General features: G+C 70.9%; 13 protein-coding genes. 6 read left to right on the top strand and 7 right to left on the bottom strand.

Features of this window, described 5'->3' with window-relative positions; all coding sequences use genetic code 11:
* The first annotated feature begins 138 nt into the window (after positions 1-138).
* On the top strand, positions 139-540 hold the full coding sequence (gene msrB, locus ABD810_RS08035) for a peptide-methionine (R)-S-oxide reductase MsrB (RefSeq protein ID WP_344936252.1): 402 nt from the start codon (positions 139-141) through the stop codon (positions 538-540).
* 395 nt (positions 541-935) lie between these two features.
* Here msrB and ABD810_RS08030 read toward each other — a convergent pair whose 3' ends face one another.
* The 3 genes from ABD810_RS08030 to hemG form a co-directional block, all read right to left on the bottom strand.
* On the bottom strand, positions 936-1,553 hold the full coding sequence (locus tag ABD810_RS08030) for a hypothetical protein (RefSeq protein WP_344936249.1): 618 nt from the start codon (positions 1,551-1,553) through the stop codon (positions 936-938).
* A 149-nt stretch (positions 1,554-1,702) separates the two neighbouring features.
* Complete coding sequence (gene hemQ / locus ABD810_RS08025) at positions 1,703-2,344, bottom strand: hydrogen peroxide-dependent heme synthase (protein WP_344937553.1); 642 nt, start codon at positions 2,342-2,344, stop codon at positions 1,703-1,705.
* Positions 2,345-2,459: 115 nt separating this feature from the next.
* Positions 2,460-3,905, bottom strand: a complete 1,446-nt coding sequence (gene hemG / locus ABD810_RS08020; RefSeq protein WP_344936246.1) for a protoporphyrinogen oxidase — start codon at positions 3,903-3,905, stop codon at positions 2,460-2,462.
* 135 nt (positions 3,906-4,040) lie between these two features.
* Between hemG and ABD810_RS08015 the strand changes: the two genes are divergently transcribed.
* Positions 4,041-5,096, top strand: a complete 1,056-nt coding sequence (locus ABD810_RS08015; protein ID WP_344936244.1) for a DUF4349 domain-containing protein — start codon at positions 4,041-4,043, stop codon at positions 5,094-5,096.
* Between the two features lie 18 nt (positions 5,097-5,114).
* Here the strand turns inward: ABD810_RS08015 and hemE are convergent, their stop codons facing one another.
* A complete protein-coding gene (gene hemE, locus ABD810_RS08010) occupies positions 5,115-6,152 on the bottom strand; it encodes a uroporphyrinogen decarboxylase (protein WP_344936241.1) in 1,038 nt (345 codons plus the stop codon).
* A gap of 714 nt (positions 6,153-6,866) precedes the next feature.
* Here hemE and ABD810_RS08005 point away from each other — a divergent pair.
* The gene (locus tag ABD810_RS08005; RefSeq protein ID WP_344936238.1) at positions 6,867-7,469 is read left to right on the top strand and encodes a DUF3000 domain-containing protein; all 603 of its coding nucleotides are present in this window, start codon (positions 6,867-6,869) and stop codon (positions 7,467-7,469) included.
* Positions 7,466-8,713 (top strand): HRDC domain-containing protein, encoded by a 1,248-nt coding sequence (locus ABD810_RS08000; RefSeq protein WP_344936236.1) that lies wholly within the window; start codon positions 7,466-7,468, stop codon positions 8,711-8,713. Before ABD810_RS08005 ends, ABD810_RS08000 begins: the two co-directional genes overlap by 4 nt.
* Positions 8,714-8,725: 12 nt before the next feature.
* Here the strand turns inward: ABD810_RS08000 and ABD810_RS07995 are convergent, their stop codons facing one another.
* The 3 genes from ABD810_RS07995 to dxs all read right to left on the bottom strand — a co-directional run bounded on the left by ABD810_RS07995 (position 8,726) and on the right by dxs (position 13,348).
* The gene (locus ABD810_RS07995; RefSeq protein ID WP_344936234.1) at positions 8,726-9,754 is read right to left on the bottom strand and encodes a LacI family DNA-binding transcriptional regulator; all 1,029 of its coding nucleotides are present in this window, start codon (positions 9,752-9,754) and stop codon (positions 8,726-8,728) included.
* A 102-nt stretch (positions 9,755-9,856) separates the two neighbouring features.
* Entirely contained in the window at positions 9,857-11,329 is a 1,473-nt protein-coding gene (locus tag ABD810_RS07990) for an amino acid permease (RefSeq protein WP_344936232.1), read from the bottom strand.
* A 117-nt stretch (positions 11,330-11,446) separates the two neighbouring features.
* Positions 11,447-13,348 carry a 1-deoxy-D-xylulose-5-phosphate synthase gene (gene dxs, locus ABD810_RS07985; RefSeq protein ID WP_344937550.1) on the bottom strand — a complete coding sequence of 634 codons (1,902 nt, stop codon included), beginning with the start codon at positions 13,346-13,348 and terminating at the stop codon, positions 11,447-11,449.
* A 284-nt stretch (positions 13,349-13,632) separates the two neighbouring features.
* Between dxs and ABD810_RS07980 the strand changes: the two genes are divergently transcribed.
* Together ABD810_RS07980 and ABD810_RS07975 are read left to right on the top strand one after the other, a co-directional pair.
* Positions 13,633-14,382, top strand: a complete 750-nt coding sequence (locus tag ABD810_RS07980; RefSeq protein ID WP_344936230.1) for a neutral zinc metallopeptidase — start codon at positions 13,633-13,635, stop codon at positions 14,380-14,382.
* A gap of 109 nt (positions 14,383-14,491) precedes the next feature.
* Positions 14,492-15,310 carry a neutral zinc metallopeptidase gene (locus tag ABD810_RS07975; protein WP_344936228.1) on the top strand — a complete coding sequence of 273 codons (819 nt, stop codon included), beginning with the start codon at positions 14,492-14,494 and terminating at the stop codon, positions 15,308-15,310.
* Positions 15,311-15,315: the final 5 nt, after the last annotated feature.

Below are 15,315 nucleotides of genomic sequence, written 5' to 3'. Positions count from 1 at the left end.
CCCTGCGGCGCTGACAGAAACCGGGACGGGACGGTCCGCCCCAGAAGACCCGATCACCCCTCCGCTTACGCCCCGGCTCCGGGGGCCCTGGCATCCACGTGCGCGCACAGGATCCACGTGCGCGCATAGGCTGGAGGCATGGAGAAGGTGGTCAAGAGTGACGCCGACTGGCGTGTCCAGCTGTCCCCCGAAGAGTTCCGGGTGCTTCGCCAGGCGGGCACCGAGCGTCCGTTCACCGGAGAGTACGTCGACACCAAGACGGTGGGCGTCTATTCGTGCCGCGCCTGCGGGGCGGAGTTGTTCCGCTCCGAGACCAAGTTCGACTCCCACTGCGGGTGGCCGTCGTTCTTCGAGCCGTCGGACACCGAGGCCGTGACCCTCATCGAGGACCACTCCCTCGGCATGTCCCGCGTCGAGGTGCGCTGCGCCCGGTGCGATTCCCACCTGGGGCACGTCTTCCACGGCGAGGGGTATCCCACCCCCACCGACGACCGTTACTGCATCAACTCGGTCTCGCTCCGCCTGGAGCCGGCCGAGTAGGCGAGAGCTTTCGCGCGAGGTCACGGGCCGCCGGAACGCGGCCCGCGACTGTAATGGACGGCATACGGAAAGTAATATCCGGTGCATGCGGTCGTGAGGCCCGGGTAGAACGGATGTGGGCCTCCGCCCGAATGAACAACAGGTTCCGTCCCGCCCGGGGAGCCGTGTGCACCTCCGCCACAGATGGGAGACCATCGAGGCCATAGGCCAGGTGGTCACACAGCGTTGCGAGGTCTGCGGCAAGACCAGGGTGCGGGTGAGGACCCCCAGGCCCGGTAAGTGAACGAGCCCGCATCGAGCCTCGGGCCCTTGCGTCTAGCCTCGGGCCCTTGCGTCTAGCCTCGGGCCCTTGCGTCTAGCCTCGGGCCCTTGCGTCTAGCCTCGGGCCCTTGCGTCTAGCCGGGATCCGGATGCGTGAGCCTGCACGAGGTGTCGTCCGGGCCGAGGATGTTGGCCAGGACCGGGTTGCCGTTCTGACCGAACTCCGCCTGGACGAACACGACCGGGTGCTGGTCGCCGACCTCCTGGACCAGGTATTCGAGCCCCCGCTTGCACAGGTCGATCGCGCTCTTGGAGTTGTGGGCCGTCTCCGGCAGGTTGGTGTAGATCCGGAGGTACTTTCCGACCGTCCTGATGTCGGTGATCCGCTTCACCGCCTTGTCGGCGACCCACCGCGTCTGGAAGTAGTTCACCGCCTTGGCGTCGGTGTGCTTCGACGGGCCGGCCGCGGTCTTCGCCGCGGGTCGCGACTTCTTGGCCCGGGCGCTCGCGGTGGTGACGTCCGGACCCCCCTTGGCCGGGCTGTCGGCCACCACGGGCGCTTTCGGCGTGGGCGGCGTGGCACCGGACGCGGCCGAGCCACCCCCCTGCCGCCCGAGGACCGCGCCGATCGCCAGAGCGGCGACCACGATGGCGGCCAGCGCGACGAACCCCTCTAGTACCGCTGTCCGGCGTGACTTGCGCCGCCGGTGTCCCCCTCGCCTGGAACGTGCCAGACCGCTGCCCCTGTTCACCCTCTGCCTCACGTCGACACGGGAATTACCCACGAGTATGCCAAAGATCGCGAACTCGCGTGGGTTGTTCCTGCGATAACACTACTGAGGCGTTTGTGATCTAAGTTACGCATGCCCCAGAGTGGGGGGACATGGCGGGCTTTGACCGTTTATGGTAGGGCGGCCACCAGCTCCTCCAGGGGCTTGCGGGTGCCGGTGTAGAAGGGCACCTCCACGCGGGTGTGCCTGCGGGCCTCCGAGGCGCGCAGGTGCCGCATCAGGTCGACGATGCGGTGCAGCTCGTCGGCCTCGAAGGCCAGGATCCACTCGAAGTCGTTCAGCGCGAACGACGCCACCGTGTTGGCCCGCACATCGGGGTAGTCACGGGCGAGCTTGCCGTGCTCGGCCAGCATGGCGCGGCGCTCGGCGTCCTCCAGGAGATACCACTCCAGGGACCGCACGAACGGGTAGACGCAGACGTAGCCGCGCGCCTGCTCCTCGGCCAGGAAGGCCGGGATGTGCGACTTGTTGAACTCGGCGGGACGGTGCAGCGCCATCACCGACCACATCGGCTCGCTGGCCCTGCCAAGGGCGGTGCGCCGGAAGCGGCCGTAGACCTCCTGGAGATCCTCCGGCGTGGAGGCGTGCCACCAGAACATGTAGTCGGCGTCGGCCCGGAAGCCGGCCACCTCATAGCACCCCCTGGTCACGACGTCCTTCTCGGCGGCCTGCGACAGCACGGCCCCGACCTCCTGCGACAGGTCCTGGCGATCGCCGGGAAGGGGGTCGCGCACCCGGAAGACCGACCACATGGTGTACCGGATGACCTGGTTGAGGTCGCGCGCCTTGGGCCGCGCACTGCTCTCCGTCACTGAACGCACTCGCCTTCCATCGACAGCTTCACTCACCTGGGCACGGCCGGACGGCTCACCGGGAGCCGGCCGCCGGCTCGTCCTCACGCCATTCTCCTCCGCGCTCCTGCCGCAGGTGCGACAGGATGCCCAGTGCGGCCGTGCGGGCGGTCGCCACGCAGGCGGGGATGCCCAGCCCGTCGTACGCGGCCCCGCACACGGCAAGGCCCGGCTGGACGGCCACGGCGGCTCGGATGCGCGCGACCCGGTCGAGGTGACCGACGTCGTACTGCGGCAGGGCGCCACCCCAGCGGCTCACCCGGCTGGACAGCGGCAGCCCGCGGACTCCCATGATCTCGGCCATCTCCCCCATGGCCAGCGCCACCAGCTCGTCATCGTCACGCTGGAGGACCAACTCCTCCCCCAGCCGCCCGATGGAGCAGCGCAACACCAGCACGCCGGGGTCGGCCTCGGCCAGATGGGGCCACTTCACCGTGCTGAACGTCACGGCCTTGACCGGCCGGCCCTCGACCGGCGGCACGAGATAACCGCTGCCGCTCGGCGGCTCGGGGAACGCGGCGCGAGGGTAGGCCAGGGTGACGATCGCCATGCTGGCGTACTCGATGCGGGCCAGCTCCGCGGCGGCCTTGGGCACCTCGTGCGCGAGCAGCCGACCCGCCGGCGCCGCGGGCACCGCGACGATCACCGCGTCGGCCTCGATCGTCTCCGGTTCTCTTGTGGCACCGGTCACCAGGCGCCAGCCGGAGGGTGTGCGCCTGAGCTCGCGGACCATGACGCCGGTCCTGATGTCGGCGCCGGACGCCGCCGCGACGGCCTCGGGCAGGCCGCCCATGCCGCCCTTCAGCGTGGTGAACACCGGGCCCGCGTCCTTGGGGGAACCGGCGATCGCGCGGGCCGCCCTCAGCAGCGAGCGCTCGGTGCGGGCGGCCGTCGCGACGTGGGGCATGGTCGCGTCCAGCGAGAGGAGCTCGGCGCGCCCGGCGTAGACACCGCCGAGCAGCGGCTCCACCAGCCGGTCGACGACCTCGCCGCCCATTCGCGCCCCGATGTACGCCGCCACCGAGACGTCAGAGGTGATCAGGGTCGGGGGGAGGATCTGGTCGAGCGGCACCCGGGCCAGCCCCGCGGGCGACAGGATGCCCGAACGCCCGAGCCGCAGGATGTCGGAAGGAACGCCCATGACGTGACCCTTGGGCATCGCCCGCAGCGCGCCCCTGCTCCAGATCGAGGCGCCGACCGGAGCTGGATGGACCAGCTCGTCGCCGAGCCCCACCATGCGGGCGAGATCCTTGCCCTCGGGGCGGCGGGCCAGCATGGCCTCCGCGCCCTCGTCGACGGAGATGCCCGCGATCTGCGAGGCGCGCAGCTTGCCGCCGACGCGCGAGGCCCCATCGAGCACGGTCACCGCGAGGCCGTCGTCCTCCTGGCGGAGAAACCATGCCGCGGCCAGCCCGGCGATGCCCCCGCCCACGACCACGACGTGCCGCCGAGTCCCTTCCATGTCTTCAGACGTTACCCGCCTCGGGACACCTCCCGGGCTGGCCACGGCGTGGCTCCGGGCCGGGAGGCGGAGAACGTGACGCCATTGTGACGCGACCCGTCAAACTGCGCGCACGCCGTTCTCGTCAACAAGGACATGAGCAGATTACGGTGCCTCCCGCCCCTGATGGCCGCCATGGCGGCCGTCGTCCTCGTCGTGTCAGGTTGCGGAGGCGGGGCGGATACGCAGTCCAACTCGGGTGCCGCACCCGCGGCCCGGCCCGCGGATCTCGGGCCCGCGGCCCCGGACCAGGCCGGCAAGGAAGGCGGAGCCTCCGAGGGACAGGACTCCCGGGCCACCACGGCGGACTCCTCCAACGTGAAGATCCCGGACCGGGCCATCGTGTACACCGGCGAGATGACGGTCCGTGCCACGGACGTCGCCGCGTCGGCCGAGAAGGCCAAGCAGATCGTCACCGGCGCCGGGGGCCGCCTCGACCGGGAGGAGTCGTCCTCGTACGGGGGCGAGGGCAAGTCCACCCTCGTCTTCAAGATCCCCCCGGAGCGCTACCCGGCCGTCGTCGGCCAGCTCGGCAAGGATCTCGGCAAGCGGGAGTCGCTGAGCCAGGGCACCGAGGACGTCACCGAGCAGGTCGCCGACGTGGAGAGCCGGGTGAAGTCGGGCGAGGCCGCCCTCGACCAGCTCCGCACGCTGCTGAGCAAGGCCAAGACCATCGGCGAGGTGCTGTCGGTCGAGCGGGAGATCTCGGGCAGGGAGGCCGAGCTGGAGTCGCTGCAGGCCCGGCAGAAGTCCCTGGCCGCACAGACCAGCGCGGCCACGCTGACCCTCAACATCGTCGGCACGGCCGCGGTGGTCGTCGAGCCCGACACCGAACCGCCGGGCTTCCTCAACGGCCTCAAGAGCGGCTGGAACGCCCTGGTCGGCACCACGAAGGTCGTCCTGACGCTGATCGGGATACTGCTGCCCTGGCTCGTCGTACTGGCGGTGCTGTGGCCGGCCTTCCTCGCGGTACGGCGGCGCGTGCGGCCCAGGACCACGGCCAAGGAGGCGGCGCCGGACGCGCCGGCGGGTCCCGGGGAACAGGAGCCGCACCGGCCGGAGGTGACCCCTCAGCCCGCGACCGCCGGTGCGCGAGGCTCCACGGCCACGGAGACGACCGTGACCAAGCCCGAGGGCGTTCCCCCCATGTAGGCGTGGGACCGGCGCCGATCAGCGGGCGGAGGCCTCGTGCACCAGGTCGGTGAGGCGGGCGAGCTGGCCGGGGTCGGTCGTGGGCAGCACCCCGTGGCCGAGGTTGAACACATGGCCCTCGGCCGCCCGGCCCTGGGCGAGGATGTCGCGGGAGCGCCGCTCGACGACCTCCCAGGGCGCGAACAGGATGGCGGGGTCGAGGTTGCCCTGCAGCGCCTTGCCTGGCCCGACGCGGCGCGTGGCCTCGTCGAGGGGCACGCGCCAGTCGACGCCCACCACATCGGCTCCGGCCTCGCCCAGCAGGCCGAGCAGCTCGCCCGTGCCCACCCCGAAGTGGATGCGCGGCACGTCCAGGTCGGCCAGCCCGGCGAAGATGCGGCTGGTGTGGGGAAGGACGAACTCGCGGTAGTCGGCGGGTGCGACGGCGCCGACCCAGGAGTCGAAGAGCTGGAGCGCCGAGGCGCCCGCGGCGGCCTGCACCCGAAGGTAGGCCAGCGTGATGTCGGTGAGGCGGCCCATGAGGGCGTGCCAGAGCTCGGGCGCGCCGTACATCATGGCCTTGGTGTGGTCGTGGTTCTTGGAGGGGCCGCCCTCGATCAGGTAGGACGCCAGCGTGAACGGCGCGCCGGCGAAGCCGATGAGCGGGGTGGCGCCTAGCTCCTTCGTCAGCGCCTCGATCGCCTCGGTGACATACGGCACGTCACCGGGGTCCAGGGCGCGCAGGGTGCCGACCCCCGCGAGGTCCCTGATCGGGCGGTCGACGACCGGGCCGACGCCCGGCTTGATGTCGAGGTCGATCCCGATGGCCTTGAGCGGCACCACGATGTCGCTGAAGAAGATCGCCGCGTCCACGCCGTACCGCCGCACCGGTTGCATCGTGATCTCCACGATGAGGTCGGGGGTCGCGCACGCGGTGAGCATGGGGACGTCGGCGCGCACCGCGCGGTATTCGGGCAGCGAGCGTCCCGCCTGCCGCATGTACCACACCGGAGTATGCGGCACGGGCAGCCGGCGGCAGGCACGGACGAACGGGGACTCGGCGGTCTCGGGATTCACGTCTCAAGGGTGCCATGGGAGGTGGCCGGTCCACGCACCGCGTGCAGGGTGGACACGCCTTGTGGCGGGTCCGTGCCGCCAGATACCAAAGCTTGCCGCGAAAAAGATATTTACCCGGGGGATGTCCGGTGATGATGATGGAAGCACCTATCAGTCCACTATGTCGGGTTCGGCGGGGCCGGTCCGTGTCCGAGCCGACGCCGGCCGCGCCAACCCGTTGCCATCCGCAGGTACAGTACGTCTCACGTGAGGTCCGTGATCATGCCGTGGCGTGTTCAAAGGTTCGTCAAATCACCGCGCGGCGCTGATTCGGTGACCACTTTCGGGACACGCCGAGCGCGTTGCGGGGAAATGTCGCCGTGACGTGTCAACGTCGGACCAGCCCTCGAGTTCACGGACAAGGCGCGCGGGGGGAATCGCCGGCCAGGCGACGCGCACTCCTGTCCGTGCGAGATCTCGATCTTGGGACCCGACGAAAGGCCCGCGATGACCGCGATGTGGAGTTCCTCCGAGCACCGCACTGTGCATTGTGCGCTCCGTGCCGGCGAACGGGAGTTCAAGCGCCAACCCCGTCTCGGCAGGCGGGACGACCACCACGACCATGCCTACGTGGAGCGTGGCGTCGCCCCGGTGATGGCGGCTTGATCACCACCCATGTCCCCAGCGCATACCCCCCTGCTTCCGGCCCCGCCCGCTCCGGCCTACGCTGCCATCATGACCATCGGTGACGCGCCACCGGCCCCTGCCGCTTTCCGGCGGGCGCTGGAGAGCCTTCGTCCTACCGAGGTCAGGCCCGAGATCGAGCTGGAGGACATCCCCGCCCCGCAGCGGCTGGCCCCCTACTCCGGCGCGGTGGGCGCGTCCGTCTACCGCGACGACGACGAACTCGCGGTCGGCCGGCTGATCATGTTGTTCGACCCCGACGGCCAGCGAGGGTGGGACGGTCCGTTCCGGCTGGTAGCCTACGTGCGCGCCGACATGGAGCCGGAGATCACCTCCGACCCCCTGCTCGGGCCGGTGGCGTGGAGCTGGCTGACCGAGTCCCTCGACTCCCACCAGGCGCGCTACGCCGCCGCGGGCGGCACGGTCACCCGGGCCGTCTCCGAGGGGTTCGGCAACAAGGCCGACGACCCGGTCACCACCGAGCTGGAGCTGCGCGCGTCGTGGTCCCCGCTCGAGGAGGATCTGTCGGCGCACGTCGCCGCCTGGTGCGACCTCATGTGCCTCGCGGCGGGTATCCCACCCCTGCCACCCGATGTCGCGGCCCTCCCGCCACGGTCCGCGCGTCGCGAAGATCCGGAGTCCTTCAGGACGTGACCGACGACGAACTCATCCCCGCATCCGAGATAGTGCCGCTTCTGGAACCCCGCGAGGGCATCCCGCCGGTCATCGAGGACCCCGCCGCCCTCGCGGCGGCCGTAAGCGCGTTCGCCAAAGGCACCGGCCCGGTCGCCGTGGACGCCGAACGCGCGTCCGGTTACCGCTACAGCGGCCGTGCCTACCTCGTGCAGCTCCGCCGCGCCGGCGCGGGCAGCGCGCTGATCGACCCGATCGCCTGCCCCGACCTGTCGGAGCTGGACGCCGCGCTGGCCGACGCCGAGGTCGTCCTGCACGCCGCCACGCAGGACCTCGCCTGCCTGGCCGAGCTCGGCTTCACCCCCCGGCGGCTGTTCGACACCGAGCTGGCCGGAAGGCTACTCGGCTACGAGCGTGTCGGCCTCGGCACGATGGTGGAGAACGTCCTCGGCCTGCGCCTGGAGAAGGGGCATTCGGCGGCCGACTGGTCGCACCGCCCGCTCCCCGAGGACTGGCTGCGCTACGCCGCGCTCGACGTCGAGGTGCTCATCGAGCTGCGCGACGTGCTCCACGACGAGCTGGCCGCCAGCGGGAAGCTCGAATGGGCGCAGGAGGAGTTCGCCTCGATCCTGGCCGCTCCCCCGTCGCCGCCGCGCACCGACCCCTGGCGGCGCACCTCCGGCATCCACCGGGTGCGGACCCTGCGCGGCCTGGCCGTGGTTCGCGAGCTGTGGACGCTGCGCGACGAGCTCGCCCGTGACACCGACCTGGCACCCGGCCGGGTGCTGCCCGACTCGGCGATCGTGACCGCCGCGCTCGAGCAGCCGCGCACGACCAAGGCCCTGACCGAGATCCCGCCGTTCACCGGGCGCAGCGCCCGGCGCCACCTGCGCGAATGGCTCAACGCCATCGGGCGGGCGCGCGTGCTGTCCGAAGCCCAGCTCCCGCAGCCGAGCGGTCCGGGCGACGGACCGCCGCCGGCGAACCGCTGGGCCGACCGCGACCCCGCCGCGGCCAAACGGCTGGCCGCCGCCAGGGCGGCCGTCGCCGCGCTCGCCGAGACCCACCACATGCCCACGGAGAACCTCCTCCAGCCGGAGGCCGTCCGGCGGCTCACGTGGGAGCCGCCCGCCGACCTCGGCGAGGAGACGGTGGCGGCGCGGCTGCGCTCGCTGGGTGCCCGCGAGTGGCAGATCGCCCTGGTGACGGCTCCGCTTTCGACGGCGCTGATCCGTCTCGCCGACCAGGACCAGTTCGAGAGCTGAGTCGCGCGCCCTTTACGAAGTAAGGTCGCCCTGGGCGCCGGTGAGCCTCCTGACGCTCTCGCGCAGGACGACCTCACCCTCGATGGACTCCTTATGGGGCACGTCGGTGAAGGACAGGGCCAGGTCGAGCGCCAGCGACCCCATGTGCGCCAGCGGCAGCCGCACGGTCGTCAGCGCCGGCACCAGGTCGCGCAGCGAGGCGATGTCGTCGAACCCGGCCATCGACAGATCACCCGGCACGTGGACCCCCTGCTCCCTGAAGGCGGCAAGCGCTCCCACCGCCATCACGTCGTTGACCGCGAACACGCAGGTGACGTCGGTGTCCATGCTCGTCAGCGCCACCGCCGCGGCATGCCCGCCGTCCCTGTCGAACCCGCCGTGCACCACGACCGGCGCGGGCAGCCCCAGCTCGGCGAGCCCTTCGGCGAACCCGGACGCGCGATCGAGGGCGGTGTAGAGGTACTGCGGCCCGGCCAGCACGGCGAAACGGCGGTGGCCCTCCCCGGCGAGGGTGAGGGCCAGCTTGCGCGCTCCCTGGCGGTTCTGCGGGACCACGGCGTCGGTGCCGAGGAGGTCCTGCCCGATGACCGCCACCCGCCCCCCGGCGGCGCAGTAGAAGTCGAGCTCGCCGCGCAGCCGCCGGATCATGGCCTCGTCGGTGGTACGCGAACCGGCGATCAGCACGACGCGGGCGCGCTGGGCGTTCAGCGTGGCGACCAGGGCGATCTCCCGCTCGGGGTCGCGGTAGGTCGTGCCGAGGGTCACCACCATGCCCTGCAGGTCGGCGGCCCTGATGGCCCCGTCGGCGATGGCCGCGAAGTAGGGGTCGGTCAGGTCCTGGATCACCAGGCCGACGACGTTGCTCGCTCCCCGCGCCAGCGTCTGGGCCGTCACGTCGACGCGGTATCCCAGCTTGGCGGCCGAGGACTCGACCCTCGCCCGCATGGCCGCGCCGACCTGCCGGCTGCTGCCGTTCAGCACCCGAGAGGCCGTCGCCAGCGACACCCCCGCGTGCCTGGCGACGTCTTCCAGCGTGACCATGGTCGTCCTCCCGTGCCTGTGCCCCTTTCATTGTCCAGCGGTCACGGGTGTTCCACGCACGTGTCCGGTGTCCAGGCCCGGTCATCTCATCCCCGTACGGCGTTACTTGACCGGCATCGCCGGCTCGTCGCCCACCCGGCTGTGCCGCCTGCCGTACACGAAGTAGAGCGCCACCCCGATCGCCATCCAGATGATGAACCGCAGCCAGGTCTCGACCGGGAGGTTCAGCATCAGGTAGACGCAGGCCAGCACCGACAGGGCCGGCACCAGCGGGACCAGCGGCGTGTGGAAGGAACGGGGCAGGTCGGGCCGGGTCCTGCGCAGGATGACGACGCCGACCGAGACCAGGACGAACGCGAACAGCGTGCCGATGTTGACCAGTTCGGCCAGGGCCGACAGCGGGATGAAGCCGGCCAGCAGCGCGGTGGCCACCCCGATGATGATCGTGATGCGGTACGGCGTGCCGAACCGGGGATGGACGGCGGCCAGTCCCCGGGGAAGCAGGTTGTCGCGGCTCATGGCGAAGAAGATGCGGCTCTGGCCCAGCATCAGGATCATCACGACCGTCGTCAGCCCGGCCAGCGCGCCGACGCTGATGATCGTGGCCAGCCAGTCCTGCCCGACGACACGGAACGCGCCCGCCAGCGGCGCCGAACGGCTGAGGCGGTTGTACGGCTGCATGCCCACCACCACCAGCGACACCGCGACGTACAGCACCGTGCAGATCGCCAGGGAGGCGATGATCCCGATCGGCAGGTCCCGTTGCGGCTTGCGGGTCTCCTCCGCGGCCGTGGCCACCACGTCGAAGCCGATGAAGGCGAAGAAGACGACGGCCGCCCCGGCGAAGATGCCGAAGACGCCGTACGCGACCGGGGTGAGGCCGAACATGACCTGGATCAGCGGCGCCTGGAGGCCGCCCTCCGCGGGGAGCGGCTGCGAGGGCGGGATGAACGAGGCGTAGTTCGCGCTCCTCACGAAGAACAGGCCCGCCACGATGACCAGGAGGATCACGGCCACCTTGATGCCGACCACGACCAGGTTGAAACGGGCGGACAGCTTGATGCCGGCCACCAGCACGCCCGTCAGGACGAGCACCACGACGACGGCGGGGATGTTGAAGGTGGCCTGCTCGCCGGCGAACGTGGCGGGCAGGTGGACGCCGAACGTGGCGAGCAACTCGGAGAAGTATCCGGACCAGCCGACCGCGACCACCGCACCGCCGAGGGCGAGCTCCAGCATCAGGTCCCAGCCGACGATCCACGCGGGGAACTCCCCGAGCGTGGCGTAGGAGAAGGTGTACGCCGACCCGGCCACCGGCACGGTCGAGGCGAACTCGGCGTAACACAGCGCGGCGAGCGCGCAGACGACGCCCGCGATGACGAACGACAGGGCGACGGCCGGCCCGGCGGTGTCCCTGGCCACCTGCCCCGTGAGGACGAAGATGCCGGTGCCGACGATCACGCCGACACCGAAGACGGTCAGGTCGAGGGCGCTCAGGCTGCGGCGGAGCCGATGTTCGGGCGCCTCGGTGTCCTGCATCGACCGCTCGACGGACTTGGTCCGGAAGATGGACATCGGCACGCCCCCTGATCGTCACTGACCACTCAGGACGCCTCCTTACGAAAGCGCAGGCCATGCCTACCCCAAGAGCGGACGAACATTCCTCCATCGCCCCGCCGACGAGCCGGGATGTCAGCCCGCGGGGTGGTCCTCCAGCATCGAGGAGCGCCGGGCGACCGCCTCGGTGATCTGCCGGGCGAGGTCCTGGCCGGTGAGTCCGATCTCGGCGAGGATCTTGGCCCGCTTGGCGTGGTCGAGGAACCGCTGCGGCACCCCGAACGTGCGCACCGGGACGTCGACACCCGCGTCCCTGAGCAGGCGGGCCACCGCGTCGCCCACCGCGCCGACGCGGCCGTTGTCCTCCACGACCGCGACCAGCCGGTGCTCGGCGGCGGCGCCCACCAGGGCCTCGTCGAGCGGCTTGACCCAGCGCGGGTCGACCACGGTGGCCGAGATGCCCTGCGCGTCCAGCAGCGCGGCCGCTTCGAGCGCCATCTGGGCCATCGGGCCCGCGGCCACCAGCAGCACGTCGGCCTCGTCGCCCCGGCGCAGGATGTCCATCTGGCCGAGCCTGCCCACGGCCTCGATCTCGGGGCCGACGGCGCCCTTGGGGAAGCGCACCACGGTGGGACCGCTGTCGATCCCGACCGCCTCGGTCAGCAGCTCGCGCAGCCGTACGGCGTCGCGGGGCGCGGCCACGGAGAGCCCGGGCACCACCTGGAGGATGGACAGGTCCCACATGCCGTTGTGGCTCGCCCCGTCGTCGCCGGTGACGCCCGCGCGGTCGAGCACGACCGTGACCGGCAGGCGGTGCAGCGCGACGTCCATGAGGAGCTGGTCGAAGGCCCGGTTGAGGAAGGTGGCGTAGATCGCGACGACCGGGTGCAGGCCGCCGAGCGCGAGGCCCGCCGCGCTGGTCAGGGCGTGCTGCTCGGCGATGCCGACGTCGTAGGTGCGCTCGGGGTAGGCCTCGGCGAACGCGGCGAGGCCGGTGGGGTGGAGCATGGCCGCGGTGATGGCCACGATGTCGTCGCGCTCGGCGCCGAGGCGCACGAGCTCCTGGCTGAACACGTTGGTCCAGCCGTGCGGCTTGGGCTGCTCCTCGCCGGTCAGCGGGTCGAACGGCTGCGGGGAGTGGAAGCAGTCCTCGTCGTGGTTCTCGGCGTGCGAGTAGCCGTGCCCCTTGGTGGTGAGGACGTGCACGATGACCGGCCCGCGGAAGTCGCGCGCCTTGCGCAGCGCCACCTCGACCGCCTGCTCGTCGTGGCCGTCGATCGGGCCCACGTACTTCAGGCCGAGGTCCTCGAACATCACCTGCGGCGCGAGGACGTCCTTGATGCCCTTCTTGACGCCGTGCAGCGTTTCGTACAGGGGGGTGCCGACCACGGGCACCCGGCCGAGGTTCTGCTTGACGAACTCCAGCATGTGCTCGTAGTTCTGCGTCATGCGCAGCGAGGACAGGTGCGAGGCGAGCCCGCCGATCGTCGGGGAGTAGGACCGGCCGTTGTCGTTGACGACGATCACCAGCGGCAGATCGGGGTCCTTGGCGTGACCGGCGATGTTGTTGAGCGCCTCCCAGGCCATGCCCCCGGTCAGCGCGCCGTCGCCGATCACCGCGACGACCGTGCGGCCGGTGTCGCCGCGCAGCTTGTACGCCTTGGCGAGCCCGTCGGCGTAGGACAGGGCGGTGGAGGCGTGGGAGTTCTCGATCACGTCGTGGTCGGACTCGGCCTGGCTCGGATAGCCCGACAGGCCGCCTTCCTGGCGCAGCGTGGCGAAGTCGGCGGCGCGCCCGGTGAGCATCTTGTGGACGTAGGACTGGTGGCCGGTGTCCCACAGGATGCGGTCGCGCGGCGAGTCGAACACCCGGTGCAGGGCGATGGTCAGCTCGACCACCCCGAGGTTGGGGCCGAGGTGGCCTCCTATGCGGGAGGTGGTGGAGACCAGCAGGTCACGCAGCTCGGCCGCGAGGGCGGTCAGCTCAGCGGGCTCCAGGCGCTTGAGATCTTCCGGACCCTTGACGGACTCCAGCAGGCCGGTTGGCCCCGAGTCCGGACCATCTGTTCGCTGGCTCCGCTCGCTCACGGAATCATCCCCTCCGCCTACTAATCGACCAGCCTGAGTCTATTTGCCCTAGGGGTGACCCTGCGGCACTCCGGGCTTGGCCTAAGGGTCCCACTCCAATGGCGTCCGAGTGCCGAACACACAAAACCTCCAGATTTTGTCCACACTAGAGCGGTTTTACGACACGTGGGCAGTTCGCATACCCTCGCGGCACCATGCGGACGCCTTCTCTCGCCTTCCTTCTGGTCATCATCGTGACCCTCCTGCCTGGGGCTACGGCTCACGCGGCCCAGGACGCCGACCCCATCGTGCACGCGGAAGCCCTGACGAGGAACCCGCTGTACAAATCAGGCCCTCTTCCAGGCACTCCGTGCGCCGAGCCGCCGGTGAAGGCCGGCGACGTGGCCTCGGTGCGCGGCTATCTGACCCCGCTCGTGAAGTGCCTGGACCAGGCATGGGCGGCCCAGTTCGCCAAGGAGCGGCTGCCGTTCGAGAAGCCGGCTGTGAGGTTCATCACCAGGCCCGAGAAGATCTGCGGCGACGCGTGGGGCGAGCACGTCCAGGCGATCTACTGCAGCTCCACCCGCCAGATCGTGGTCATGCTGGACAAGAGCGTCGTCGACCGGCCGGAGGACCTGTTCCTCATGGACGTGATCGCGCACGAGTACGGCCACCACGTGCAGAACATGGCGGGCATCTGGCGCGCCTACGACCGCCTGCCGAGCGACGACGACGCCGAGTCGTACGAGCAGACCCGCCGGCACGAACTTCAGGCCGAGTGTCTGGCCGGAGCCTTCATCGGCAGCGTCTGGCCCTCGCTGCGCCGTACGGCCGAGGACTGGGAGACCCTCCTGGACGACGACCGTGAGAGCGGCGACGAGACCGGCGAGGCCCGCACCCACGGCAAGGGGCGGAACATGGCCGACTGGCTGGACCGCGGCTACCGGGCGGCGGGCCCCGCCGGCTGCAACACCTGGTCCGCCAGTGCGGCGGCGGTCGCCTAGCGCCCCTCCCCCGGCCTCAGCCCGCGGCCGGGTGGTCCTCCGCGAGCGTGAGCCGGTATCTGGCCCATTTTGGGCCTTTAGCGGGATATAGCGGCTACTCTCCTCTGCTGTGATCACTCGAAAGCCCTCCACAGCGCTGGTCGCCGGGCTGCTCGCGAGCCTCTCCCTCGCCGGCACCGCGTACGCGGCTCCGGCGTCGGCGGCCGGCTATCCGATCAGGAACAACGCCGCGCTGACCCGGAGCACCCTGTACAGCTCGGGCGGGCTCCCCGTCGCGACCTGCCCGGAGCCCCCGGTCACCCCGGGCAACGTGACCTCGGCCAAGAGGTATGTCATGCCGCTCTTCGACTGCCTCAGCCGGTCGTGGGCGGCGCAGCTGAAGAAGGCCCGCATCCCCTTCTCCAAGCCGCGCCTGCAGTTCATCTCCAAGCCACAGCGCGTGTGCGGGGAGAAGTGGCCGAAGAACGCCCAGGGGCTCTACTGCCCCGCGTACCGCCGGATCGTCGTCCTGCTGGACAAGAACCTGACCGAGCAGGCGCAGGAGCTGTTCCTGATGGACGTGATCGCCCACGAGTACGGCCACCACGTGCAGAACCTCGCCGGCATCGAGCGTGCCTTCAACCGCCTGCACTCAGGGAGCAAGACCGAGTACTACGAGCAGTACCGGCGCCTGGAGCTGCAGGCGGAGTGCTTCGCGGGGGCGTTCATCGGCAGCGTCTGGGACTCCCTGGACCGGGACTACGACGACTGGCGGTTCCTGCTCGAGGTCACCCGCAAGAGCGGCGACGAGAGAGGCAAGATCCGCGACCACGGCAAGGGACGCAACATCGCCAACTGGCTGAACCGCGGCTTCAAGGCCGCCGGCCCCGCCGCCTGCAACACCTGGGCCGCCGGCTCGACCATGGTGGCCTCGACCCCGGGAACCTGACCGGC

Source organism: Sphaerisporangium flaviroseum, assembly GCF_039537005.1.
Classification (GTDB): Bacteria; Actinomycetota; Actinomycetes; order Streptosporangiales; family Streptosporangiaceae; genus Sphaerisporangium; species Sphaerisporangium flaviroseum.
Note: the sequence above shows the minus strand (reverse complement) of the source record. Positions and strands in the feature narration are given on the sequence as shown.